The sequence below is a fragment of the Tabrizicola soli genome, assembly GCF_015999335.1.
Classification (GTDB): Bacteria; Pseudomonadota; Alphaproteobacteria; order Rhodobacterales; family Rhodobacteraceae; genus Tabrizicola; species Tabrizicola soli.
This window is the reverse complement of sequence record NZ_JAEACP010000012.1, coordinates 1-22,198: the sequence shown is the minus strand read 5'-3', so window position 1 is coordinate 22,198 and position 22,198 is coordinate 1. Positions and strand designations below refer to the sequence as shown.

23 protein-coding genes are annotated in these 22,198 nt (G+C 65.6%); 22 read left to right on the top strand and 1 reads right to left on the bottom strand.

All coding sequences use genetic code 11. The annotated features are described in order from the left end of the window. Positions 1 to 52 precede the first annotated feature (52 nt). From I7S92_RS12320 to I7S92_RS12220, 21 genes are all read left to right on the top strand, one after another. Positions 53 to 1,090, top strand: coding sequence for an ATP-dependent Clp protease proteolytic subunit (locus I7S92_RS12320; RefSeq protein WP_197644658.1), 1,038 nt, complete (start codon positions 53 to 55; stop codon positions 1,088 to 1,090). Positions 1,091 to 1,102: 12 nt separating this feature from the next. After that, entirely contained in the window at positions 1,103 to 2,107 is a 1,005-nt protein-coding gene (locus I7S92_RS12315) for a major capsid protein (RefSeq protein ID WP_197644654.1), read from the top strand. 68 nt (positions 2,108 to 2,175) lie between these two features. Then, positions 2,176 to 2,748, top strand: coding sequence for a head-tail joining protein (locus tag I7S92_RS12310; RefSeq protein WP_197644650.1), 573 nt, complete (start codon positions 2,176 to 2,178; stop codon positions 2,746 to 2,748). 2 nt (positions 2,749 to 2,750) lie between these two features. After that, positions 2,751 to 3,260 carry a hypothetical protein gene (locus tag I7S92_RS12305; protein WP_197644648.1) on the top strand — a complete coding sequence of 170 codons (510 nt, stop codon included), beginning with the start codon at positions 2,751 to 2,753 and terminating at the stop codon, positions 3,258 to 3,260. Between the two features lie 2 nt (positions 3,261 to 3,262). After that, positions 3,263 to 3,676, top strand: a complete 414-nt coding sequence (locus I7S92_RS12300; RefSeq protein WP_197644646.1) for a hypothetical protein — start codon at positions 3,263 to 3,265, stop codon at positions 3,674 to 3,676. A gap of 81 nt (positions 3,677 to 3,757) precedes the next feature. Further along, positions 3,758 to 4,513, top strand: a complete 756-nt coding sequence (locus I7S92_RS12295) for a hypothetical protein (RefSeq protein ID WP_197644643.1) — start codon at positions 3,758 to 3,760, stop codon at positions 4,511 to 4,513. A gap of 105 nt (positions 4,514 to 4,618) precedes the next feature. Next, positions 4,619 to 5,173 (top strand): hypothetical protein, encoded by a 555-nt coding sequence (locus tag I7S92_RS12290; protein WP_197644640.1) that lies wholly within the window; start codon positions 4,619 to 4,621, stop codon positions 5,171 to 5,173. Further along, positions 5,173 to 5,334: a hypothetical protein gene (locus I7S92_RS12285; RefSeq protein ID WP_197644637.1), complete on the top strand. Its 162-nt coding sequence runs from the start codon at positions 5,173 to 5,175 to the stop codon at positions 5,332 to 5,334. The genes I7S92_RS12290 and I7S92_RS12285 overlap by 1 nt, the downstream gene beginning before the upstream one ends. A gap of 3 nt (positions 5,335 to 5,337) precedes the next feature. Next, positions 5,338 to 7,113, top strand: coding sequence for a phage tail tape measure protein (locus I7S92_RS12280; RefSeq protein ID WP_197644634.1), 1,776 nt, complete (start codon positions 5,338 to 5,340; stop codon positions 7,111 to 7,113). Then, positions 7,110 to 9,050, top strand: a complete 1,941-nt coding sequence (locus tag I7S92_RS12275) for a glycine-rich domain-containing protein (protein ID WP_197644632.1) — start codon at positions 7,110 to 7,112, stop codon at positions 9,048 to 9,050. Before I7S92_RS12280 ends, I7S92_RS12275 begins: the two co-directional genes overlap by 4 nt. Beyond that, positions 9,047 to 9,277: a hypothetical protein gene (locus I7S92_RS12270; RefSeq protein WP_197644628.1), complete on the top strand. Its 231-nt coding sequence runs from the start codon at positions 9,047 to 9,049 to the stop codon at positions 9,275 to 9,277. Before I7S92_RS12275 ends, I7S92_RS12270 begins: the two co-directional genes overlap by 4 nt. Continuing rightward, a complete protein-coding gene (locus I7S92_RS12265) occupies positions 9,274 to 10,971 on the top strand; it encodes a hypothetical protein (protein ID WP_197644625.1) in 1,698 nt (565 codons plus the stop codon). Before I7S92_RS12270 ends, I7S92_RS12265 begins: the two co-directional genes overlap by 4 nt. Further along, on the top strand, positions 10,968 to 13,595 hold the full coding sequence (locus I7S92_RS12260; protein WP_197644622.1) for a hypothetical protein: 2,628 nt from the start codon (positions 10,968 to 10,970) through the stop codon (positions 13,593 to 13,595). The genes I7S92_RS12265 and I7S92_RS12260 overlap by 4 nt, the downstream gene beginning before the upstream one ends. A 166-nt stretch (positions 13,596 to 13,761) precedes the next feature. Beyond that, the gene (locus tag I7S92_RS12255; protein WP_242070196.1) at positions 13,762 to 14,514 is read left to right on the top strand and encodes a hypothetical protein; all 753 of its coding nucleotides are present in this window, start codon (positions 13,762 to 13,764) and stop codon (positions 14,512 to 14,514) included. 80 nt (positions 14,515 to 14,594) lie between these two features. Next, positions 14,595 to 15,374 carry a M15 family metallopeptidase domain-containing protein gene (locus I7S92_RS12250; protein ID WP_197644615.1) on the top strand — a complete coding sequence of 260 codons (780 nt, stop codon included), beginning with the start codon at positions 14,595 to 14,597 and terminating at the stop codon, positions 15,372 to 15,374. Next, complete coding sequence (locus I7S92_RS12245) at positions 15,374 to 15,730, top strand: hypothetical protein (RefSeq protein ID WP_197644612.1); 357 nt, start codon at positions 15,374 to 15,376, stop codon at positions 15,728 to 15,730. Before I7S92_RS12250 ends, I7S92_RS12245 begins: the two co-directional genes overlap by 1 nt. 78 nt (positions 15,731 to 15,808) lie before the next feature. Then, positions 15,809 to 16,174 (top strand): hypothetical protein, encoded by a 366-nt coding sequence (locus I7S92_RS12240; RefSeq protein WP_197644609.1) that lies wholly within the window; start codon positions 15,809 to 15,811, stop codon positions 16,172 to 16,174. After that, on the top strand, positions 16,171 to 16,521 hold the full coding sequence (locus I7S92_RS12235; RefSeq protein WP_197644607.1) for a hypothetical protein: 351 nt from the start codon (positions 16,171 to 16,173) through the stop codon (positions 16,519 to 16,521). Before I7S92_RS12240 ends, I7S92_RS12235 begins: the two co-directional genes overlap by 4 nt. Before the next feature lie 156 nt (positions 16,522 to 16,677). Then, complete coding sequence (locus tag I7S92_RS12230) at positions 16,678 to 17,676, top strand: DNA-methyltransferase (protein ID WP_197644605.1); 999 nt, start codon at positions 16,678 to 16,680, stop codon at positions 17,674 to 17,676. After that, positions 17,676 to 17,924, top strand: a complete 249-nt coding sequence (locus I7S92_RS12225; RefSeq protein WP_197644602.1) for a hypothetical protein — start codon at positions 17,676 to 17,678, stop codon at positions 17,922 to 17,924. Before I7S92_RS12230 ends, I7S92_RS12225 begins: the two co-directional genes overlap by 1 nt. Positions 17,925 to 17,980: 56 nt before the next feature. Continuing rightward, the gene (locus I7S92_RS12220) at positions 17,981 to 18,172 is read left to right on the top strand and encodes a hypothetical protein (RefSeq protein ID WP_197644599.1); all 192 of its coding nucleotides are present in this window, start codon (positions 17,981 to 17,983) and stop codon (positions 18,170 to 18,172) included. Positions 18,173 to 18,533: 361 nt separating this feature from the next. Here the strand turns inward: I7S92_RS12220 and I7S92_RS12215 are convergent, their stop codons facing one another. Continuing rightward, on the bottom strand, positions 18,534 to 19,934 hold the full coding sequence (locus tag I7S92_RS12215; protein WP_197644596.1) for a DUF6538 domain-containing protein: 1,401 nt from the start codon (positions 19,932 to 19,934) through the stop codon (positions 18,534 to 18,536). Between the two features lie 466 nt (positions 19,935 to 20,400). Between I7S92_RS12215 and I7S92_RS12210 the strand changes: the two genes are divergently transcribed. Further along, positions 20,401 to 21,759 carry a DEAD/DEAH box helicase gene (locus I7S92_RS12210; protein WP_197644966.1) on the top strand — a complete coding sequence of 453 codons (1,359 nt, stop codon included), beginning with the start codon at positions 20,401 to 20,403 and terminating at the stop codon, positions 21,757 to 21,759. Positions 21,760 to 22,198: the final 439 nt, after the last annotated feature.

The window sequence follows — 22,198 nt, the reverse complement described above, 5'->3', positions numbered from 1 at the left end:
GCGGAAAAGAATGCCTGGACCGATATCCCCGACAGAGAATGAGGATCGACGCATGACCGTCCAGAACCAAAAGCCCCTCCAGCTGAGCGCAGCTGCCCCAGGCAAAACCTGGTTCCGCGCTGCCATGCTCGCTGACGGCGAGCACGTCGTCGAGATGCGCGGCATCATCGGCGACTACGAAGTCGACCCGGCCCTCCTGATTGCCCGTCTCAACTCCGCCGACCAGGACGCCGCCGTGACGCAGCACGTCATCCGCATCGACTCCCCCGGCGGCCTCGTCGAGGCCGGCGTCTCGCTCATGACCGCCATCTCCCAACTGGACAAGCCCGTGCGCGTCGAGATCTGGGGCTCGTGCCACAGCATGGCGACCCTGATTTCCTCGGCCGCAGACAAAGTGCTGATGGCCAAGGACGGCACGTTCATGATTCACAACCCGCAGATGGGCGTCTACGGCACCGCCGCAGAGTTCCGCACTGCCCTGCAATACCTTGACGGCATCCGCGTCCAGGCCCTCGACCGCTACACCGCGAAAGTGTCCGCAAAGGGCCGCACCCGCGAGGATGTGGACGCCGTGCTGACCGACGCAGGCAACATCTTCACCGCCGCCGAAGCCCTCGAGTTCGGCTGGGTGGATGGCATCCTCGAAGACAAGCGCGAGCCGCTGCCTGCCGAAGAGCCCGCCGCGGTGGAAACCGACGCCGATGCCGAGGCGAAAGCCCAGGAAGAAGCAGCTGCCGCTGCCGAGACTGCGGCCGCCGCAGAGGCGGAAGCCGCTGCGCAAGCTGAGGCCACCGCGCAAGCCGAAGCTGCCGCCACTGCGGCGGCTGAAGCCGCCGCGAAGGCTAAGGCCGAAGAGAAACCCACCGACGCCGCCGCCCTCGAAGCCCAGATGCTTCTCGACGAGGCCGCCAAAGCCAAGATGCAAGCTGACGCCGACCCGCGTGTGGCTGCCATGAAATCTGCCGGCGAACAGCCTGCAGTGTCCACTGCCCGTAAAGCCGAAGCGGCGCAGGACAAACCCGCCATGACCGAGCCCGCCCCCTGGCAGGCCCGCGTGGCGGAAATGAACCGCAACTTCGGCAAGTTCTGAGGAGTTTGAACGATGTTCAACAAAGACGAAATCACGCTGCAGACCCTGACCGCTTCGGTCAACAAGGTCCCCTTCGTGGAAACCACGCTGTCGCGCTTCTTCCGCGTTGGCCGCATCCGTTCCACCCAAGCCATCGTCGAAGCCAGCTCGACCGGCCTGACGCTGATCGACCCTTCGGCCCGCGGCGTCGCCGCTCCGAACGCGACCGGCCTGGGCCCCAACCGTGGCCAGTATGTCATCCAGTCGGTCAAGCTCGGCCGCGTGGTGAACATCGCCGCCGCTGACTTCCAAGACGTCCGCGCCTTCGGGTCGGAATCGCTGCCAGAGACCTTCGACGAGGTCCTCGGCCGCAACACTGCGACCGTGCGTCGGTGGATCGAACACACCCACGAGAACTTCCGATTCAACACCCTCAAGGGCAAGCAGGTCGCAGCGGACGGCGTGACCGTTCTGACCGACTTCTACGCCCTCGCCGGTGTGGACGAGCCCGATGAAGTCGAAGTCGACCTCGCCACCGCCACCCGCGCCGAACTGCAGAACATGTTCGCGGACATGCTCGACTACTCGCGCTCCGGCCTCGGCATCGACGCCGACTCCGCCCAGGCCTACGTCGTGCTTTACGGCAAGAACGCATGGCGCGCCTTCCGCAACAACGACGCCGTGGCCGCGCTCTACGACCGCTTCCAGGACGGCGCCGTGAACCGCCAGGGCGTCGGTGGCCAGCGCGCCAACTTCGAGCTGTTCGACCTGGTCCACGTCCAGTATTTCGGCGCCATCGGCGACGACGAGTTCCGCCTGGTGCCGGCCGGTGTCCCCGACCTGTTCCGCACGGACTTCACCCCGCTGGACGCGCCGGAAGCCGCGAACACCCTGGGCCTGCCGCTCTACGCGACCCCAGAGATCGCCCCCTTCGGCAAGGGCTACGCCGTGGAATTGGCTTCGCTGCCCATCCACTACGTCACCCGCCCCGAGTGCTTGATCGGCGGACGCCACGTCCCGACCGTCGTCACGCCCTAATCCGGCCTGACCCGACCAAACAAGGCCCCGCCCGCAAACGGCGGGGCCTTCTTCGTAAAGGGCCCACGATGTTCAACCCCGCCGCCGATTTCTTTGATGCCATGAACCACATCGCCGTCGAATACAGCGACAGCCTTGGCACGTTCTCCACGCGCGCGGCCTTTGCCGAATCTGACCGCGCCTTCCGCACGACCGGCCGCGACGACCTGATCGGCTCTTCCAGCTCGGCCGTCGTCATCGCAGACCCACGCTACAAGCGCGGCGGCAAGCTGACCGCTGGCGCCACGATCTACCGCATCAACACCGTCATCCCATCGAACATTCCGGGCCTCTCGGACCTGGCGCTGCAGCGCCTCGAAGGCGCGGCCGCCCTGGTCTTCGACGCCACGGACCAGGTGCCGCTCGAAGACACCCTCGAATACCAGGGCACGGTCTACCCCTGCCACGCCAACCGCACGGCAGAGGTCGAAGAGCTGGGCAAGGATGGCACCAGGAAAGTGGTCGCCCGCGTCCTCATTGCCGTGCGCGTGTCGGACCTGCCCAACATCAAGGGCGGCGACAAGATCACCTTCGACGGGCGCCTGCGCCCCATCGCCCGCGTCATGGCTGACGGCGTGGGCTTCCTCAAACTCCTGGTGTGACCATGGCAGGCGGCAACGGCGGCGTTCAGGGGTGGGACCCCATCCGATACACAAGGGAGTTCGAGAAGGAGCTCCTGACCGCCCGCGTGAAGGCGGGCAAGAAGATCGGCCCCATGATCGTCAAGGCGTCCAGGACAGCCCTGGGCCGCGCTCGTCCGGCGCGCCGCAAGGCGATCAACTTCAAGGTTCGCAAAAACGGCACCATGGTCATCATCGACCGCGGCAAGAACGCCCGCACACGTGAGTATGGCCTGACCATCAACGCCCGCGCCGGCGGCTGGCTGCGTATCGACTTCGACGAGAGCACGAAGAACGATGCCCCGGCTTACACCATCAAGTCCCGTAAGGGGAACATCCTCCTGGTGGCAGACGACACCGACCCAATCGCCGTGCTGAAGAAGGAGGTGACCATCAAGCCGGTCGATCTCCCTCGGCGCATCTCCACAATCGCGAACCAGCACATCGCGACCTATCTCCAAATGATCGAAGACAACCTCGCAGGGAGGCACTGACCATGCCCGATCCGGTCCAAACACTCGTCGAAAAAATCGCAGGCGTAGCCGCCATCCTTGGCATGCCCGTCTTCGTCGACACGCCCTACGTGCTCGAAGAAGGATCGCTCCCGCGTGTCACTGTTTGGACCGGCACAGAGGAGAGCCAGAGCGAGTCCCGTTCCGATTGGGCCGAATACGTGCGCGTGTCGCCCATCCTGGAAGTCCACCTGGAAGACGACGACCCAGACCTGATCCGGGGCATCATCAACCAGGCCTGGCGCGTCCTGCGCACCGAGATCCGGGCGACCGATTGGTGGGAATACACTGCCGACGGCACCATGTATTCCTTCGCCAAGAGCGGCCTCGACGTGGACGACAAGCCTGGCATTGCGGGTTTCGCCGTGCAGTTCGAGTTCACCGTCGAGCTGGACTAAAAATCCCGGCCGCAGACGTGCGGAAAGACCGGCCTGGACCGATATCCCACGCAGCAGATGCTGGGATTCCGGAGTGAACACATGAGCCAGGCAAACATCAAATACGTGCGGAACATGGCCGGCGAGGCGCTGTTCCAGGCGGAGGGGTCCGACGTCTATGTGTCTCTCGGGCACATGAAGTCGTTTTCGACGAACAGCGAACCGACCGTCGACAACATCTACAGCTCGATCTCCGGCAACCGCGTCAAATCCGATGTGGACACGACCGAGGTCAACGAGTCCGGGACCTGCGTGCTGCGGGAAACCGGCGCCCGCCAACTGGCCATGGCGAAGCTCGCCGTCCAGGGGCAACTCGTCCAGACCGCCCGCACAGGCGTCATCCGTTCGGGCACCAACGCCAAGGCAGGCTACACCATCGACCTGGGCCTGGCCGTCACCTCGCTGACCGCGACGGACGGCACGGACCCGCTGGTTCTCGGCGTTGATTACGACCTCGACGCAGCCGCTGGCCTGTTCACCTTCCTTGTGGACCAGGCCGAGTGGGACATTTCGCACGGCAACGCTGCCATCACCGCGAGCGACAACCTGTCGGTCATCGGCGCCCTTTCCGCGCCTCAGGGCACGCGCGGCCGCCTCATCCTCGTCCAGCGCCAGAAGCGTGGCCCGACCCGCGTCAAGTGGAGCGGCAAGGTTGTGATCTGGCCGAACGGCGAGATCATGTGGCACGAGGACGAGGGCGCCAAGGTGGATGTCCCGCTCAAGTTCGACGTGATCGAGGACGCGACGCAGCCCATCGGCCGTCGTTTCTCGGTCATCGAAGAGATCCCAAACACCTAAAAATCGGTGGGGCCTTCGGGCCCCATCTTTTCCCTGCGCCGTGTTTTGGTCCAGCGCGATCTTTCCCTAACTGGGATCAGACCAAAGAAAAAAGGACACCCCAACATGCGGTTTTCCGACCTCACCCCCGCCGACATTGCGCCCTCGTTCATCCCCGTGGCGACCGTCGATTTCCGGGGCAAGCAGATCGACATCTACCCCCTCGACGCAGCCAACCTCATGACTCTGGTGGCACGCAAGCCGGCCATCCTGAATGTCTGGTTTGCGGACGCCGACTCTAAGGCAAAGGCCCTGGTCGAGGCCATCATGAGCCTGGACGCGGAAACCATCGAGTGGGCGGTTTCCATCGCACTCGACGCACCGATGGAACAAATCCGCGCCTTCAAGCCGGCAATGAACGCGGGCGAGCAGATCCGAATCCTCATCACCATGGTCCAGGCATCCATCCCGGAGTCCGAAAAGGAAAAGATCAAGGCCGGGGTGGTGAGCGTCCTGACAACCACACTCGGCCTGGCCAAGCTCGCAGAGCAGGAACAAACTGGGCCCGCCTCATCCTCAAACTCGAGCGGGAATACGGCCCCGGCGTCTGGAAACTCTCGCCGCGCGCCATCGTCGCCCGCTACCTCCTCACGGAAGCCGACCGGGCGGGCGAGATCCTGATGGACGCCAACGTCCAGCGCACGGCGGCGAACGCGGGGAAGGACGACTACCGCAAGTTTGTCCAGTCGCTGACCTCGGCCGCAGGCTTTGAGCAGTCCGCCACGCCAGCCGATGGCGAGACGCTGGATTTCACCGACGACGACGAAGACGAAGAGGACTGACCCATGGCCGCCGGCTCCCGCCCCCTTGTGATCGCGTTCATGGCCGATGTTGCGGCCGCCGTTGGCCAGATCACGGGCCTGACCGGCGCCGTCAACGGCCTCTCGAGCGCGGCAAGCAATGCGGCGGGCGGCCTTGGGAACGTGGGCGGCGCGGGTGCGGCCGGTCTTTCCGCTGCCGAAAAGGCCCTGCGCCAGCTCGGCGTCAAGTCCGAGGCGGTGGCCGACGCCCAGATCGCCACGCTCGAGACCGCCTTCCGCGACCTCCAAAACGCTGGAACAGCTTCGGCCGACGAGATCACCCGCGCCCAGGCCGCGATGGAGTCGCGCATCCAGCAGATCAACAACAGCATCGGCCGCGACACCCGCACGACCTGGGAGCGCATCGCCGACAACGTCAAGCACAGCATGGGCAAGGTCCAGGGCTTCGCCAGGGCCGGCTTGAAGGCCGGCGCCACAGGCGTCGTCGCAGCAGGCGCAGCAGGTCTTGCAGCCGGCACCGCGACCTTCGTGGCCGTCCAGGCAGAAGCCGAGCGCCAGGACGAGCTGATCAAGATGGCCCGCTCGACCAACACCAACCTGGAAACCCTCTCCGCCTACGCCTTCGCCGCCGAACAGTCGGCCGTGGACCTGGCCACCCTTGGGAAAGCCTTCCAGAAGCTGCGCGTCCAGATGGAGAAGGCCAACGACCCAGGCAAACCCATCGACACGACCGGCATGGACGCGGAAGAGATCGCTGACGCCCAGTCCATGGACGGCGCCGTGCTCAAGCGCATGGGCATCGCGACCAAGACCGCCAGCGGAGAGGTCCGCAAGTTCGACGACGTGTTGCGCGACGTGATCGGCAAGCTCATGCAGATCGAAGACGCCGGCGCCCGCGCGACGGCCGCCGCGGAGATCTTCGGCAACAAGATGGGGCCGCAGATGGCCTCGTTCATCGAGATCGGGGTCGAGGGCCTGGACCAGGCCGTGGAGACCGCCCAGAAGTTCGGCCTCGTCGTCACTGAGGCCACCGCCCTGGAAGCCGAGGCTTTCAACGACCGCTTCGACGACCTGAGCCAGCGCATGACCGGCCTGCGTGCCGACCTCACCGCGCCCCTGTTTGCCCCGTTCACCGAGATCTTCATCCGCCTGGGCACCCTTATCGACGAAAACCGGGACAAGCTCGTCGAGCTCGGCAAGACCATCGCCGACAAGGTCTTGTCCGTCTTCAACGACTTCATGGCCATCTTCGAGGGCCGCCAGGGCGACGTCGTGAACACCTGGGTGCTGACCCTCGTCGACACCCTTGTGGGCCTGGGAACGGTGTTCACCGACATCATCGTGCCGGCCCTTACCACCGTGGTGGACCTTCTGGCCAACACCAACGGCACCATCCTCGCCATCGGCGCGGGGCTCTACCTCCTCTCGACCATCGCCCTGCCAATCCTCGCCATCGTCGGAGCCATCGGCGCAATCCCAGCCCTGATAATCGCCGCTTTTGTGGCCGTGGGCGTCGCCATCTATTCTTGGTGGGACGAGATCCGGTCCTGGCTGCCCTGGTGGCTCGGTGGCTCGGACGAGCCCAGCATGCCGGAGTCCGTCGACGCCCAGCAAGCGGGCCTCATGCAAACGGCGGCTGAAAAAGCCCAACCCCCAGCTCCGGGCACCCCAATCAACCTGAAGATCGACCAGAAGACCTACGAGATGGTGGCGCCGAACGATGTCGCGAAGGCTCTCCAAGAAGACCAGAACGCCAAGTCCCTGACGCGGCCGACCAACCAATCGAGGGCCATGAGATGAGCAAATTCCCCTGGAAACTCTACAAAGGCGCGACCGAGATCGTGTTCCCAAAGGGCGCGCGCCGCTATCTCCAGTTCGACGTGCGTCAGATCCAGAGCGACGGCGCGGTGGAGTTGGACTGGAACGCCAACGCCGTGTGGACCGGCGATACGGCGTTCCGGCTCCACGCCGTCTCGATCTCCTGCACCGACCAGACTCCGGCCCCGATTTCCGACCTCTGGCAGGGCGATGTGGTCACCCTACAAGCGCCCTTCGAGTTCGCCGTTCCAGGCCCGGCCGCGACGCTGAAATACGACCCCGTGCCGGGCACGGTCTACGGCGTGGACGCCGACGACAACCCGGTAGGCTCCACGGCCTCGGGCTCGCGCACCGTCGTCATCCCAGGCGCTGTGGCCATCCGATTCCGCCCCATCATGGACTGCCGTGTGGTGGCACGCAGCGGCCCCGGGGGCTCGCAGGGCCGCGCCGACGCGTCGTGGTCCATCGAGCTCATCGAGCAAGCAGGCGAAGTCGTGGGCGAGAGCGACGGCGACACGATCTCGTTCGCCCCGACGGGCCTGCGCACCTTCACCGTCGGCGTGCCCTTCGAGCTCAACCTGAACCCACTCGTCAGCACAAACACGGGCATGGCCGTTGTTTATGCGCCCGGCGTTGGCACCCTGCCTCCCGGCTTGACCCTGGCGAGCAATGGCTACATCACCGGCACGCCGACCGCGCCGGGCCTGTTCGTCGCCACCGTTGGGGCTGGATCTGGCACGGCGCTCGCCGTCCAGACGATTCCGTTTTACGCCGCCCTGCCGACCATCTCGTCCAACGGGCTGGCCCTTCAAAACTACACGGTCGGGGAGGCATACAGCCTGGACCTGGCGACTCTAGTGGACGTCGCGAACACGACCGCCGCTCCGACGTTCGCCTTGGTGCTCGGCTCCCTGCCGGCCGGCCTGACGCTGACCGACGGTGTGGTATCCGGCACGCCCACGGCATACGGCGCGTTCGCCGCCACGTTCTCCGCGACGCTGCCAACGGGGCAGTCGACCGACGTGGCGGTGGCGATGTTCGCCCTGAGCCCCGACAACCTGCCCGAAGCCGTCATCCTCGGTGGGACGACGCAGACTTGGACGGACACCGACGGCGGCGTGTCGACGGTCTATGACGCAGAAGATTTCACTGCATCCGGCACGCTGACCGTTCTTCAGGCAGGCTGGCTGGAATACATCCTTGCTGGCGGCGGCGGTGGCGGTGGAACGGTCACCTCCACCGCATCTGGCGGCGGCGGCGGCGCTGGGGCATTCGTCCGTGGCCGCGTCTATCTGCCTGCCGGGACATACCCAGTAACCGTCGGATCTGGCGGCGCGGCCGGCACAAAAGGATCTGACACATTCTTCGGAATGCCCGGCTCCGAACTTTCAAGAGTCGCCGAGGGTGGCGGCCGCGGAGGCACCACCAGCCAGGCTGGCGGAGCGGGCGGTTGTGGCGGTGGCGGTGGCGGTTCTGCGACTGCGGCGGGCGCGGCCGGCCTCGCTACGGATTTTGCATATGGTTCGAGCGGGGCAGCGGGGGCTGCCAGCGGGACAGCCGGAAACCAGTTTGGTGGCGGCGGCGGTGGGTATACCGGCGGTGGCTTTGCTGGGAGTTCCAGCTCTCGGCAGAACGGCGGCGGTGGTCTGCGCATCACTCTGTGGACGACTCTGCAGTTTTGCGGCGGCGGTGCGGCCGGCTTCCCGGCCGGGGCGGGCACCCTGAGAGGAACTGGCAGGAACGGCGGTGCGAGCACGAATCCGGATGCAGGCGGCACCGCAAGCGGCACCGCCGGAACAGCTAACACTGGCGGCGGCGGCGCGGGTGCAAACGGCGCTGGCACGGCCGGACCACGCCTCGGCGGAGCTGGAGGCAGCGGCCGGGCAATCTTCATCGTGAAGCGGAGACTCGCAGCATGAGCGACAACGTGAGACTGGCGCTTGTTGGCGTCGACGGCATCGTCGAAACCGTCATCGAGGCGCCGGCCGGCTCCGGGCCGGAGTTTCCCAGCGAGGTCCTCGGCATCGCCGGAAATTGGGTCCTGGATCCGTTTGTCCAGGCGGGCCCTGGTTCCCTATTTATTTCGGAGACGGGCGATTTCTACGCCCTCGACCTGGACCCGCCCACTGAGGAACCCGCCCCATGAGCCAACGCTACCTTGCCATCGTCGGCGACACCGAGGCGTGGAACCCCGCCGTCCACCAGCGCCACGACCTGGGCCCCTTCGATGTGACGTTCAACCACCGCGAAAGCGAGCTGGCAACGGCCCGGATCACGGTCACCAATCCGCAGGCCTCACTGTCCAGCCTGGACGGCCGCCGGGTCCTCATCTCCACCAAAGGGCGCCTCCTGTTCGACGGCATCCTCACCGGAGTCCCGCGCGGCCTCGTTGACCAGAAGCTAACGCTCGAAGCGGTCTCCCGCCCTGCCGACCCTGCCGTGCTCGACGCGCAGCTGGCCGTCCTGGCAGAGGGCGCCAAGGTCGCCCCATACTGGGATCCCCTGTTCATCCCGGACGGACGCGACGACGACTGGGCCGAGCTCCTGGCCGGCCGCTCCGAGGTCCTGGCCCACAGCCGCATCCAGGGCGTGCCGTCCCTCTGCGACGCCCTGGGCGGCGCCACGAACATGGAAATCCAGCCCCTGAACGGGTCGGTCTCCTACAGCCTGGAAAGCAATGTCGCGACCAAATACGGCGTCAAACTGACGGCCAAATGGAAGCAGCTCGCCGCTATGCGGTTCGACGACGGTGGGCAGTTTTGGAACCTGTCGAGCATGACGCCCGACGGCCTCATCGAATCGTTCCCCAAGGAAGGCTCGACGCTCAGCGATGGGTTCACAGTCGTCCGTTCCACCATCGAAAAGGCCGAAACGCCAGAGGATGGCTACGCTGTCGTGTGGGCCGTCACGGACGAAGAGCTCGACCCCGAGTGGACGTTCGAAGGCACCCAGGCCACCACCCTCATGCGCTACGAGATCGACGCGCACATTGAGGTCGAATACCGGTGGGAAGTCGCCCGCACCGAGACCGCGACCATGTCCGTCCAGTCCCGCGCCCAAGCTGGCGTCATCGGCCAGTCCGAAGAGTGGGAAGAGATGGAGCTGCGCGATCTGGTCGAGCGTGACCGTCGCGCGCCCTGGTCGCCAAACACCACGTATGAGGTCGACGACGAGGTGGTGGATGGCCGCAATGCTTACCGCTGCCGCACCGAGCACATCTCGGGGCGCACCAGGACGGCGGCCGAGTGGTCGCTCCTTGGCCCGTCCAGTTACATCGCCACCCGCCAATACGTCAGTTTCTTCAAGAGCGCCCGTGGCCGGGCGGCCGTGGAACACGCGCTGGAACGCATGAAAGCCCGCGCCAGGCTGGCCGCGCGCAGCGTGCGGATCTCGTTCGAGGCGCCCATGCCGGCCCGTCCATGGCTGGTGACGCACGACATGACCATCTCCCTGGAGTCGCCCAAGCTGCCCGGCGGTTTCGCCACCGGCCGCCTGGTCGAATACAGCCTCTCTTGGGCCAACGGCCGCGCGTCTTTCTCTGGCACCATCGCCTGCGCGGCGGGCCTGGGCGACATCGCCGCGCCAACCATCGGCACGGCCGAGGGCAGCACGCCGGAATCCATCGGCCGCATGGACGTGTTCGTCGACAACGACGGCCGCGCGCAGCTGGAATGGTTTGAGGAGAATGTGCCAGAGGGGTCGGTCACAGAGGGCAGTCTCGACGTGCCCGAGACCGTCATCCAGATCCACACCTACCCCGCCGCGGCCACCAGTTTTGAGCAGGCCGTTTCCTTCCCTATCTACGGGGCAATCGGAATCCCAACGCAGGTGCAGACATGAGTTTTGAACGCAAAATCGCCGGCCTTGGCCTTCCCGAAGTGAAGGCCCCCACCATCACGCCAACGGACGACCAGAAGCCTGGCGTCATGGTGCTGTCCGGCGGCGGCGTCGTTGCACCAGAGCGTGGACACAAGAACTGGGGCCAGACGATCAACCAAGGATTCGAGCTGCGCAGCCTCATGACCACCGCGCAATACTGGGAGTTCACCGAAGCCGACGACCCCGGGTTCGCTGTGCGCCCTGGCGAGTTCGGCTATTTTGTAGTCCGGTCCCCAGGCGGCCCCTTCCTGATTTCGCTGACAAAGCCCGACGGCGTCCCCACGTCGCAGCACACCAAGCTGGGAAAATACCGGCACCGCCAGCGCTGGTGCTTCCTCGAAGTCTACTACCCAACCGACACCACACTGAGCTTCAGCTCGGACTACGCCTTTACCACGGCGGCCTGGAAAGCGGAACTGTGGGAACAGGAAGACCTCGCGCTGCTGATCGGGGAAGACAGCCCGATCACGTATGCGATGCTCGCCAAAGGCGTGGTCCCGCAGGGGCTCGACGAGCTCCTCGCGGAAGGCCCGCGCCTGGCCGGCACCAGCGACCTGTTCCTCATCTCCTACAACGAGCGCACCGGCAAGGCCACAGTGGTCCTCTTGAGCGGCCCCGCGGGAATGGAAGGCATGGACCCGCAAGAGCCCGACCCGGACGCCACCGAACCCGTCCCAGGCGACGGGACGACGCCGCCCACGCCGAAGCCATGGGATCCCAAGGGTCCGAAGCCCAACACTCCGAATCCCGAAACGGAGAACGAATACACCGACCCAACAACCGGCCTTCCGCTTGTATCGACACCTCCCCCGGCCGGCTCCGGCTTGCTTTACGCGCTCCATGGATCCAGCGTGTCTGTCTCGGAGGACTGCGGCGCCACGTGGGCACCTGTGAACATCACCGGCACGGGCGGCCTGGTCGACATCGTGGCCACCAAAGCCGGAATCTTTGTCCTCGACGACGCCGGCCAGGTGTTCACCGCCCCCAGAATCGCCGACCCGTTCCAGCTCGTCCAACTGGCTGAGACAACGACCTCGAAGGTGGAAGTTGCCGTGGTCAACGGCGACTTTGAAACGGGCGACCTGACGGGGTGGACGTCTCTCGGCGCCCAGCCACCGCGACCGCTGCGCACCACCCAGCCTCCCCAGCGCCCAGGCTCCAAGCACTACATAACGCGCGACTGGCAAACAGTGACGGGGCCGTTCAAGATTCGACAGGCAGTGGAGATCCCGGACGGGTCCACCGACCTGCAGGTGTCCGTCCAGTGCTATCGCGGCGACGGAGATCAGATTGGGACCCTGCGGGTGGTTTCCCAGGACGATGTCGCATTGCCGACCGGAACGCGGACGTTTGTGGGCAACACCTGCGCGAACTTCGCGCGATCCCCAGAGGGCGAGCAGCTGAATCTGGTCGTCGTTTCTGGCACGGTTTCTGTGTTCAACGGCGAGAACGGCAGCAGCGGAACGCGCGTCTTCGAGCTGCGCCGCCAGGACGGGTCGATCTACGACCGCCCGGTTTTTCTTTCCATCGGCGACCTGGACAGTCACGAAGAGCTGCGGTTCCAAGAGTCAAAGGTGCTGGCATGGTTCATTGGCGGCAGCATCGCGACCTCCACCGCGGGAGGCCTTCGGTATTTCACGACTACGGCCGACAACCAGAACGGCGGCATCATCTTGCGCGACGGCGCCTTTGCGATCCATTTTGTGACCCTGGCCTCGTCCATAAGCCTCAACGGCTCACCTCTCCCAGAGTGGGTCAACAAAACGACGGTCGAAGTTGCGGCCACGAAGACAGGGCAATGGGAAGAGCTTAGCCTCCCGTTCCCGGACGCCACCGGCGCCCTCCTGATCGTCGAACTCGAAGGCGGCGGTGACCGCGTCGATGTGTATTTCGATGACGTCCGCATAACGTCCGGCCAGAACACCCCGGCGCTGCAGGTCCTGGCCATCGCCTCGGTCGAGGGCGACCAGGGCGGCGCGGAGCTCTACCTGGACGGCGGAATCCTGCGACACGTCGCGGACGCCGCTGAGCTCGGGTCGACCATCCCGGTGCCGGCGCCGAACATCACCATGGCCGACCACGACCCCGAGAGCTCGCGCGTAGCGTCCAACGGCACAGACGCCTGGGTTTGGGTCGATGGCGCATGGAGCGCCCCCATCTCTGGGCCTTTTTCCTCGATCGTCGCTGACCCCATCCCCGTCCTGGTAAGGTCCAACGGCGAGGTCTTGGATGCGGGATACTGGGCCTCCCCCGGCGATCTGTTGTTCTCGCTCGCGTCCGGATTCACTGAGGCCGGCGGCGGCGAATGGCACGGTTCCGGTGACCGCCGCCGCTCTGGAATCTTGTTTACAGAGGCCTCCTCTGGTGTTCTCAGATCGGTTGCTACGAGCGGAGAGCTGCCGGAATCCACCCAGCCCGTCTCCGCTATTGCCGTTCAACGGCGCAGCCTGCCGACGGACTCGGGCCGCATCCTGGGCTGGTCGGTCGGCTCGACGGACCTCTTCTGGACAAGCGAGCTGACGGTGCCCTGGAACGTCGCCGGCGCATTGGGTGCGCCCATCATCAAAATCGTGGAGCTGCGATAAAGGCGGGCCCCAAACTTGGGGCCCGTTCCTTTTGGGACCTATATCCCAGACAAGGAAACGACAGCATGAGGCCTCAATGTCGCTCCACACAATTACCAGCAAAAAGCCCATACGGGCTGGCTTGCTGAGCGACACCCACCTGTGCTCTTCGGGACGATACGAAGACATGGACGTGCTGAGAGCTGCGGCCGATTTCTTCTTTGAACAGCGCGTGGACCACGTGTTCCACCTGGGCGACCTTGGCGAGTTTCGGAGCGGAAACACCCACAAGGGCGGCGCGCTGATGGGAGGCGACGGTTCCGACGAAGGGCACGACCTGCGCCAAGACATCGAGATCTGGCGCAACGGACTCCAGGTCTTGCGGAGGCCCTGGAAGGTGGCGATCGAGAAACACAGGTCTGCGCGCCACCTGGAACGCATCCACCCGTGCCAGCACCACATCCTCTTCGGCAACCACGAGGACATGCCCTACCGCATCGGCCGGAAATACCCAGCCCTGCGGAGCATCATGGACCTGCCAGAGATGGACATGTATGGGATCGCCCGGAAAGAGGGCTACACCCCGTATCCGTTCCTCTCCCCGGTCGATGTGAACGGCCTACTCCTGCAGCATTATTTCGAGGGACTGAACCCGAAAATCGCCCTGGCTATGAACAGCGTCCAGACCCGGAACAGCATGTCTTCGGCGTTTGGCCACACCCACCTCCGCGACGTTCGAATCTGGAAGAACGGACGCCGGCAAATGCAAACCATCCTCAACACAGGCTGTTCGAAGCACCCGGACCGTCTCCGCCGCTACGAAGAATCCGGCGTGTGGCTCATCGACAACCTGATGGACGGCGAGTTCAACTACAGCTGGGTCAAGGCCGAAGACCTATTGGCAAACTACTACCGTAAGAACGGCCGGTTGGCCGCCTGAAACCAGCCCGCAAAGCGTGCGGAAACAGCCGCCTGGACCGATATCCCGAGGGAGCATAAAGCCCCTCGGAATCCCGCCCCATGAGCATCTCCAAAGCCCAGTCCGTCCTCGCCGTCCAAGCCGACGGCAAGATCGGACCCAAGACGTTGGCGGCCGCCCGTGCCGCCCTTTCGGCTGCGCGCGTCTCGACGAACGGCTGGACCGACCAGCGGATCGTCCTCGGTGGTGCCCAGGCCATCCTGGCCGCTGCCGGCCACGAGCCCGGCCACATCGACGGCTTCTGGGGCCACAACACCGACAACGCCTGGGAAGCATGGGACGACGCCCGCACAGGGCGCCCGGCCCTGGTGCTCGACCGCACCGCTCCGACGCCGAACGTCGGCGGCACGCAGTGGCCCCGCCAGAAGGACATGGTGGCGTTCTACGGTCCCGCCGGCGGCCCCCGCGCCACGGCCGGCACGGTCCGCCTGCCGTTCGCTTTCAAGCTCGCCTGGAACACCTCGGACCTGGTCAACACGTTCAAGTGCCACGACCTCATCGCACCGGCTTTCCAGTCCGTGGTCGACCAGTCGGCCAAGCACTACGGCGAAACGGAATACCGCCGCTTGCGCCTCGACCTCTACGGCGGGTGCTACAACTTCCGGAAGATGAGGGGCGGCAGCTCCTGGTCCATCCACTCGTGGGGCGCCGCAATCGACCTGGACCCGGAGCGCAACGGCCTGAAAATGGGCCGCGACCAGGCCGCGTTCGCCCGCCCAGAATATGAGCCCTTCTGGCGCATCGTGGAAGGCCAGGGCCTCGTCTCCCTCGGCCGTGTGCGTAATTTTGATTTCATGCACATACAGGGGGCCCGGCTCTAATGTTCCAAACCACCGAACAGACAGTGAAGTTTTGGATCGCCGTGTCCTTGGCCTTGCTCGCGAAGTTCCTGCTCACCGAGAAACCGCTCTCGAACAAGCAGAAGCTGGCGTCCATCGTCTCCGGAATCCTCGCCTCGCTTTTCGGCACCGAATACGCCGCGGGCTACTTCGAAGTGGTCGGCGCGAACGGATTCGTCCTGGTCGCCGCCGTCCTGGCCATCACCGGCGAGCACTTCGTCCGGGCGCTCATCACGATGGGCCCCAAAATGGCGGAGGCGGCCATCAACGCCTGGCTGACGGGGAAAAAGTTCATCCAGTTCGTGAACACCGCCAGGGGGCCAGACGATGAAAAGTAAGCTCCGCTCCGACCGCGCATGGCTTGGCTACATCGCCCTGCTCTGGCTTCTCGTCCTGCTGAACGGAGGGCACGGGCTATGATGAACATCCTCGCAAAAATCGGCCTCGGATCCTGGATCCGCCTCGGCCTTGCCACACTCGCCGCCCTGGCTCTCGCCTGGGTGGTCATCGAGCTCCGCGCCGGTGCCCGCGCCGCAGCCGAAGTGGCCCGCCTGGAAGGCGAGCTGACCCTGGCCAACGCCGCCTTGGAAGCCGAGCGCGACCTCCTCGACCGGCGCACCAACGACATGGCCGCCCAGATCCGGCTCCTTAAGAACGCCGTCGAGCGAGCCGCCGAAGACGCGGCCGAAGCTGCGGCCTTCGAGGACCGCATCCAAGATTTCGGCCCCGCCGTTCCTGTTCCCCCGCTCGTCGAGCGGACTCTTCGCGAGGTGTTCCCATGAGACCATTGGCTTCCATCCGCCGCAACCGCCGGGGCGACGGCGGCGCCTCCATCGCCCTCATCCTGCTCCTGGTGGGCGGCTGCGCCTTGGCAGGCTGTGCCAAGGTCGAGCCCCGCGCAAACGTGCGCGAGCTGCCCCCAGCCTGCGTTGCCCTTGGCCCCGAAGCCTTCGCCGCAGAGCGTCGGCCGTCGGTTGGCGACCGCGAGATCACCGACCAGGAAGCCGCCCGCATCATCTCGCAGGCCGCACGCACCATCCGGGCTTACGAGTCCCGCATGCGCGACCTGGGCGACCTGGAAGCCGCCCGCGTGGCCAACCGGTGTCTGGAAGGGCTGCCCACCGAATAACCGATGTAAAAGTGCAACAGGAAGTGCGCCGCGACCGGAAAAAACCGGCGCGGCCTCACTTTTTTGACCCGCCGGTTCTTGAGAGTCTTTTGGCCACCACCACAAGCTCGAGGCCACGGGCAATAGCGCTCGGTGGCATGACCACTGGAGCCCTGTATGAACGCCATCACCACCAAAATCGCCACGAAAAACGCCCGCGCTGTGAAGGTCGACGCCGACGGCCTGACCAAGAAGCAGGTCAAAGCTATCGTCGACTCGGCCCGCAAGGCCTGGATCAAGTCCAGGATCCAGACGCGCCAAGCCGCCCTCGCGGCCTCCATCGCCGCGTTCCGACCGTTCGGATCCATTGAGAACAGCGACGCCGTCGCCATGATGCGGCGGCTGAAAAGCAGCTCGGTGGACTGTGTCCTCACCGACCCGCCCTATGGGATCGACATTGCGTCCTGGGATGGCACGGTGCCAAGCGTCGACGTCTGGGTAGAGGCGTTTCGCATCCTGCTGCCGGGTGCGTTCTGCGTCGTCGCCGCTGCGCCGCGCACGGCGCACTTGACGGCCGCCGCGCTGGAAGCGGCCGGCTTCGTCGTCCGTGATATGCTGGTGTGGCGCTACACCCAGTCGTTCCCCGGCGCGCAGGGCCTGGGCGGCGAGTGGCGCTCCAACCTGAAAACGAACCAAGAGCCCTGGATCGTAGCGCAGAAGCCGCTCGAGCGAGGGCTCACGCTGCGCGAGAACTGGTTGATCCACGGCACAGGCGGCGTGCGCACCGGCGCGACCGGCTCGCCTGGATGGCGCACCAACGTGCTGGAATGTCCCAAGCCCAAGCCAGCGGAGCGCGACCTGGGCTGTGTTCCAGGCAAGAACTACAACCTGCCGCGCCCGAAGAACTCAGGGGTGCGCAGCAACAGCACGAACGGCCAAAACTGGCACCCCACCGTCAAGCCGCTCGGGCTTATGCGGGCATTGGTGCGTCTGTTCACGCCGGATCTCGGTGTCGTCGTCGACCCCTTTATGGGCTCGGGCTCGACGCTGGTGGCCGCCGCCGCAGAGGGCCACGCCGTGTTCGGCGCCGACCTGTGCCGGGGCTACTGGGATATGGCCTGCGACCGGGTGGATTGGGCCTACGCCCATCCGCACCTCGTGCCGGGGGCGGTGTGATGGCCGTCAAACCACGCCTCCAGCCTGGAAGAGCGATCCGCACGAGACTCGTGTCCGTGCCGTTCCGCTTCAAAGACGAGTTCCTCGCGGGTCTTTGCTACACCCCGATCTGGCACCTCGAGACCCGCCAGTGGGAGGTCGACGCGCGCGACGAGGCCCTGATCCGGAAGTGGCTCGACGCGAAGATGCCGCCGCCGGATTGGGCAAGACCGCCCGCAAACCAGCCCCACGCAATGGTTCGTGCCTGAAAAAGCCGGCGCGCTGAGCGCGTTGGCCCCATATCCCCTGCAGAAAAGGAGCCGCTATGAACGCACGGCACATCCCGGACTGCGAACTGAACAGCGCGCTGCAATACGCAGCGCGTCTGGTGACCCTTCGCGGGCGTGATGAGCAAGTGTTCGTAGACATCTTCACCAAGCTTGAGGCCCTCCACGAGGAGCGCAAGACCAAAGAAAGCGCGATCGAGAGGGCCCGCCGGATGGCAGGGCTGATGTGAAGGACCCATATAGACGAAGACCCAGTCGTGGCCCGGAAGGCCGCGACTCTCCCGGTGGCCGGTGTGCGGGCCATATGGGGTATAGGCGAAGGGCGGCCTGAATGCACCTTCTCCGCACACTGGTTGTCCCGGCCGTGACCAATCGACAAGAACGGCGCCGGACTCGTAACCGGCACAACTCCCCGCCCGGTCGGCTGAAAGAGGGGAAACCGCCCGCGAGGGTCCAACCGTAAGGGTAGATAACCAAGAGTCTGCCGAGATTGAGAAGACCGCAAGCGTTGGGGCCCACCGCCGTCCAGGTGGCGAATTGGTCGCGAAGCGGAGCCCGAAAGGGCCGGCCCGGGTTCGCTCCGGGCCTTCTTCATTTCCGCTTGGCGCGCGGTTTCGGCACCACCCGAGTCCCTATCGCCGCGAACGGGTCGGGCTCGTGGAACATCACCGCCTGCGCGATCGCCAGGCGGGCTTCGAGCTCGTCGTCGCCGTAAACCTCACGGCCCCTGATGACCTTCATGCTGTGGCCCATCATAAAGCCACGGTCTTCGTTGTCATAGCCAGCCGCCTTCATCCTCGACTCCCACGAGTGCCGCAGACCACCCACGGTGTGCTCCGGCGATTGCATGAGCCCGTTGTCCCTCAGGAATTTGTTGACCGTCGCGCTGAACACGTCTTTGCCACGGTATTTGGGGAATCCTTCTGGGTGCCGCTTCATGGCAGCCAGGGCGACACCGACGAGAGGCACCTTGCGCTTCGAGGCCTTGTTTTTGATCTCCCGCCCATCGTCGCCCTCGACGTGGCGCAGCTGGAAATAAGGTATGGGTTCGTCCAGGTGGATGTCCTCGGGCGCCAGGTCCAGCACCTCGCCCTGTCGGCAGCCGGTTTCCAGCAGCACCAGGAGGGCGTCCCGCGCTTCGCCGTTCATAGCGTCCAACCGGCCCGGCGTGAGCAGCACATCCCGGATCCACTCGTTGGAGAACTCGAGCTTGCGGGCCTCCTCCTCGAACCGGTCCTTGATCGTGACGCCCGCGTAAGGGTTGGGTGGCTCGGGCAGCGCGAGCCAGTCGTAGTAGCGTTTGAGGGCGGTGCTGGCATACGTCATATCCTTGGCCGCCGTCGACGCCCGGATCTCGCCCGCCGCCACGCGCTCCTTCAACCGCCGCCGATGGAGGCGCGCCTCGGCCGGGCCGATGGACAAGACGTCAACGTCGCGACCGAGGGCCGCTTGGAGCGTGCCCAAAGACCGCTTCACGTTGTTTTCCCAATCGTCCATCTGGCGGGGGTTTTTGTGCCGGTTTTCGTGGGCGGAGATTTCGATCACCTTCGCGGCCAGGCCGGAGAGCATGAGGCGCGGCGTCTCGACGACGCCCAGGGCCGCGTCCGCCACTTCCGCCCGCCGGGCCTCCGGGTCCTGCGCGGCGGCCAGATTCAGGCGCCGCACAAGCTCGGCCGGGTCCCCCTCCAACAACGCCCCAGCCTGGACATACGAAAGGCCCATGGCGTTCGCGGTGGCCACGACAGCCCGATACCGTTCTTCAACCTGGCCAGCATCCCTTCCTCCCGACAGCAGCCGCGCCTCCAGCCGGGCGGTAAGGTCGCGCGCGATGTCCGCAGCCATCCGCTTGGCCTCGCGCTCGCTGTCCGTCTTCAACGAGATCCAGATCTGCGACCGTGGCTCCACCGCCCGGTAGCGCTTGGGGACGACATACCGCAGGTGCCAATGCCCCGCCCGATTCACGATTCCCATGCTTGCCTTCACCATTGCCATGTGCGCCTCCAAGCCCCATATCCCCCTTGAAGATGGGTCCACGGCACTGGTTTTGCGCAGTTTTTGCACACTCTTTGCACATCACACGCCCAAAGCGGCGTCAAGAGCGAAGAAAAAATCAAGCAAAAACAGGCACTTTCAGGGTTTGCGCCAAGCCCCCGCCAGAGGTTCGGTTCTCCCTGGCTCCACCAAAGAGAGACTGAAAGCGGGGCGGTTCACACCGCCCCTTTTCATTTCCGCCGGTCGGAAAGCTGCGCTGTAGCGCACCCTGCGGGCGAATCGCGGGTCGGGCTTGACTTTCGTCCGCTGTGGCCCCATCTGCCCCAGGTCCGAAGCCCGTGCCGCGTGAGCACCGAAGGGCCCGAACGAATGGTTCCCACCGTCACGCAGGGGCGCCGCTTGCGGCACGGTCACGGGCATTCGCCCGGGGCGAGGGTCGCGGGCCCTCTGATCGATGGATGAGACCATGACCGGCTTTGCCGACCTCGGCCTGTCGCCGAAAATCCTGAAGGCGCTGGAAAAGACCACGCTGAAACAACCCACCCCGATCCAGGCCGAGGCGATCCCGCATATCATGCGCGGCGCCGACCTGATGGGCCTGGCGCAGACCGGCACCGGCAAGACCGCCGCCTTCGGCCTGCCGCTCCTGCACCGGCTGCTGGACATCGGCCACCCGCCGGGGCCGAAGAACGTGCGCGCGCTGATCCTGGCGCCGACGCGCGAGCTGACCACGCAGATCAAGGACAACCTCGAGATCTTCACCAAGGGCACCCCGGTCAAGGTGACGATGGTGGTCGGCGGGGCCTCGCTCTTCAAGCAGGCGCAGGCGCTGTCGAAGGGCACCGACGTGCTGGTGGCGACGCCGGGCCGGCTGATCGACCTTCTGGAACGCGGCGACGTGTCCCTGGAGAAATGCGGCTACCTGGTGCTGGACGAAGCCGACCACATGCTGGACATGGGCTTCATCCATTCCCTGCGTAAGATCGCCAAGCACATCCCGCTGAAGCGCCAGACGCTGCTGTTTTCCGCGACGATGCCCAAGGACATCGAGGAGATCGCCGAGACCTATCTGCGCAACCCGGTCCGTGTGCAGGTCGCCCCGCCCGGCAAGCCGGTGGAGCGGATCGTGCAGGGCGTCCACTACATTCCGAACGGCGACAAGGCGAAGCTTCTGGAGGAATACCTCAAGAAACATCCGGGCGAACAGGCCCTGGTCTTCGGCCGCACCAAGCACGGGTCGGAGAAGCTGGCGAAGCTGCTGGCCGCCTGGGGGTTCAAGGTGGGGTCGATCCACGGCAACAAGAGCCAGAACCAGCGCGACCGGACCCTGACCGAGTTCCGCAGCGGCGAGCTGGACGTGCTGGTGGCGACGGATGTGGCGGCGCGGGGGATCGACATTCCGACGGTCCGGCATGTCTACAACTACGACCTGCCGAACGTGCCCGAGAACTATGTCCACCGCATCGGCCGTACCGCGCGGGCCGGGGCCGAGGGGACTGCGGTGGCCTTCTGCTCTCCGGCCGAGATGGGCGAGTTGCAGGCGATCGAGAAGGTGATGAAGAAGCCGATCCCGGTGATCGGCGGCGCGCCCTGGGCGGCGGATGTGGTCGCGGCGGCGCCGAAGCCGGGGCAGAACCGGGGCCAGCGGCCGGGGCGGCCGGGCGGGCAGAAGCCGGGGGCAAAGCCGCCGGTGCCGGGGGCAAAGCGGGCGGGCGGCGCCAAACCGCAGGGATCGCAAAGGCCGCAGGGCGGCAAGCCCGGCGGCGGCAGCTTCGCACCCCGGCGCAGCGCGGGCGGCGGTCAGGGCAACCGGCGGCCGGGCTGAGCCCGCGGCCAACCTGCCGATCGCCACATATCTGCCAGGGCAAAGCTTTTTCCGTTAACCCTCTGGCAATCTTTTGCCATGAATAACCGGGCGTCGGCAGGTTGCCGGCGCGATCACGAGTGGCCGATGTCCCCAGCATCGGTTGAGGGTGGGGGTCCGCTGCCTCCGGTGGGGGCACAAAGACCCGCCAGCGTGTGGCGGGCCCTTCCGTGACGAGTGTCGAGGTTGCCGGTATCGGGCCGCCACGCCCCGCCCAGGTTTGTTGATGAAGCCCATTGCCGACCTGCCTTGCGGCCGGGTCCGGCAATGGGCTAGGCTCCAGACCCATTGATTTCGGGCGGTTCGCGTGATTCAGGCCTCGCAAGGAGACCTGACCGATGAGCAACCTCTACTGGCTGTCCGAGGCGCAAATGGAGCGCCTGAAGCCATTCTTTCCGAA

Bases quoted from the DNA above. Each gene is read 5' to 3' on its own strand.
- I7S92_RS12320 (WP_197644658.1), top strand. From the start codon at position 53: ATGACCGTCCAGAACCAAAAGCCCCTCCAGCTGAGCGCAGCTGCCCCA.
- I7S92_RS12315 (WP_197644654.1), top strand. From the start codon at position 1,103: ATGTTCAACAAAGACGAAATCACGCTGCAGACCCTGACCGCTTCGGTC.
- I7S92_RS12310 (WP_197644650.1), top strand. From the start codon at position 2,176: ATGTTCAACCCCGCCGCCGATTTCTTTGATGCCATGAACCACATCGCC.
- I7S92_RS12305 (WP_197644648.1), top strand. From the start codon at position 2,751: ATGGCAGGCGGCAACGGCGGCGTTCAGGGGTGGGACCCCATCCGATAC.
- I7S92_RS12300 (WP_197644646.1), top strand. From the start codon at position 3,263: ATGCCCGATCCGGTCCAAACACTCGTCGAAAAAATCGCAGGCGTAGCC.
- I7S92_RS12295 (WP_197644643.1), top strand. From the start codon at position 3,758: ATGAGCCAGGCAAACATCAAATACGTGCGGAACATGGCCGGCGAGGCG.
- I7S92_RS12290 (WP_197644640.1), top strand. From the start codon at position 4,619: ATGCGGTTTTCCGACCTCACCCCCGCCGACATTGCGCCCTCGTTCATC.
- I7S92_RS12285 (WP_197644637.1), top strand. From the start codon at position 5,173: ATGGACGCCAACGTCCAGCGCACGGCGGCGAACGCGGGGAAGGACGAC.
- I7S92_RS12280 (WP_197644634.1), top strand. From the start codon at position 5,338: ATGGCCGCCGGCTCCCGCCCCCTTGTGATCGCGTTCATGGCCGATGTT.
- I7S92_RS12275 (WP_197644632.1), top strand. From the start codon at position 7,110: ATGAGCAAATTCCCCTGGAAACTCTACAAAGGCGCGACCGAGATCGTG.
- I7S92_RS12270 (WP_197644628.1), top strand. From the start codon at position 9,047: ATGAGCGACAACGTGAGACTGGCGCTTGTTGGCGTCGACGGCATCGTC.
- I7S92_RS12265 (WP_197644625.1), top strand. From the start codon at position 9,274: ATGAGCCAACGCTACCTTGCCATCGTCGGCGACACCGAGGCGTGGAAC.
- I7S92_RS12260 (WP_197644622.1), top strand. From the start codon at position 10,968: ATGAGTTTTGAACGCAAAATCGCCGGCCTTGGCCTTCCCGAAGTGAAG.
- I7S92_RS12255 (WP_242070196.1), top strand. From the start codon at position 13,762: ATGGACGTGCTGAGAGCTGCGGCCGATTTCTTCTTTGAACAGCGCGTG.
- I7S92_RS12250 (WP_197644615.1), top strand. From the start codon at position 14,595: ATGAGCATCTCCAAAGCCCAGTCCGTCCTCGCCGTCCAAGCCGACGGC.
- I7S92_RS12245 (WP_197644612.1), top strand. From the start codon at position 15,374: ATGTTCCAAACCACCGAACAGACAGTGAAGTTTTGGATCGCCGTGTCC.
- I7S92_RS12240 (WP_197644609.1), top strand. From the start codon at position 15,809: ATGATGAACATCCTCGCAAAAATCGGCCTCGGATCCTGGATCCGCCTC.
- I7S92_RS12235 (WP_197644607.1), top strand. From the start codon at position 16,171: ATGAGACCATTGGCTTCCATCCGCCGCAACCGCCGGGGCGACGGCGGC.
- I7S92_RS12230 (WP_197644605.1), top strand. From the start codon at position 16,678: ATGAACGCCATCACCACCAAAATCGCCACGAAAAACGCCCGCGCTGTG.
- I7S92_RS12225 (WP_197644602.1), top strand. From the start codon at position 17,676: ATGGCCGTCAAACCACGCCTCCAGCCTGGAAGAGCGATCCGCACGAGA.
- I7S92_RS12220 (WP_197644599.1), top strand. From the start codon at position 17,981: ATGAACGCACGGCACATCCCGGACTGCGAACTGAACAGCGCGCTGCAA.
- I7S92_RS12215 (WP_197644596.1), bottom strand. From the start codon at position 19,934: ATGGCAATGGTGAAGGCAAGCATGGGAATCGTGAATCGGGCGGGGCAT.
- I7S92_RS12210 (WP_197644966.1), top strand. From the start codon at position 20,401: ATGACCGGCTTTGCCGACCTCGGCCTGTCGCCGAAAATCCTGAAGGCG.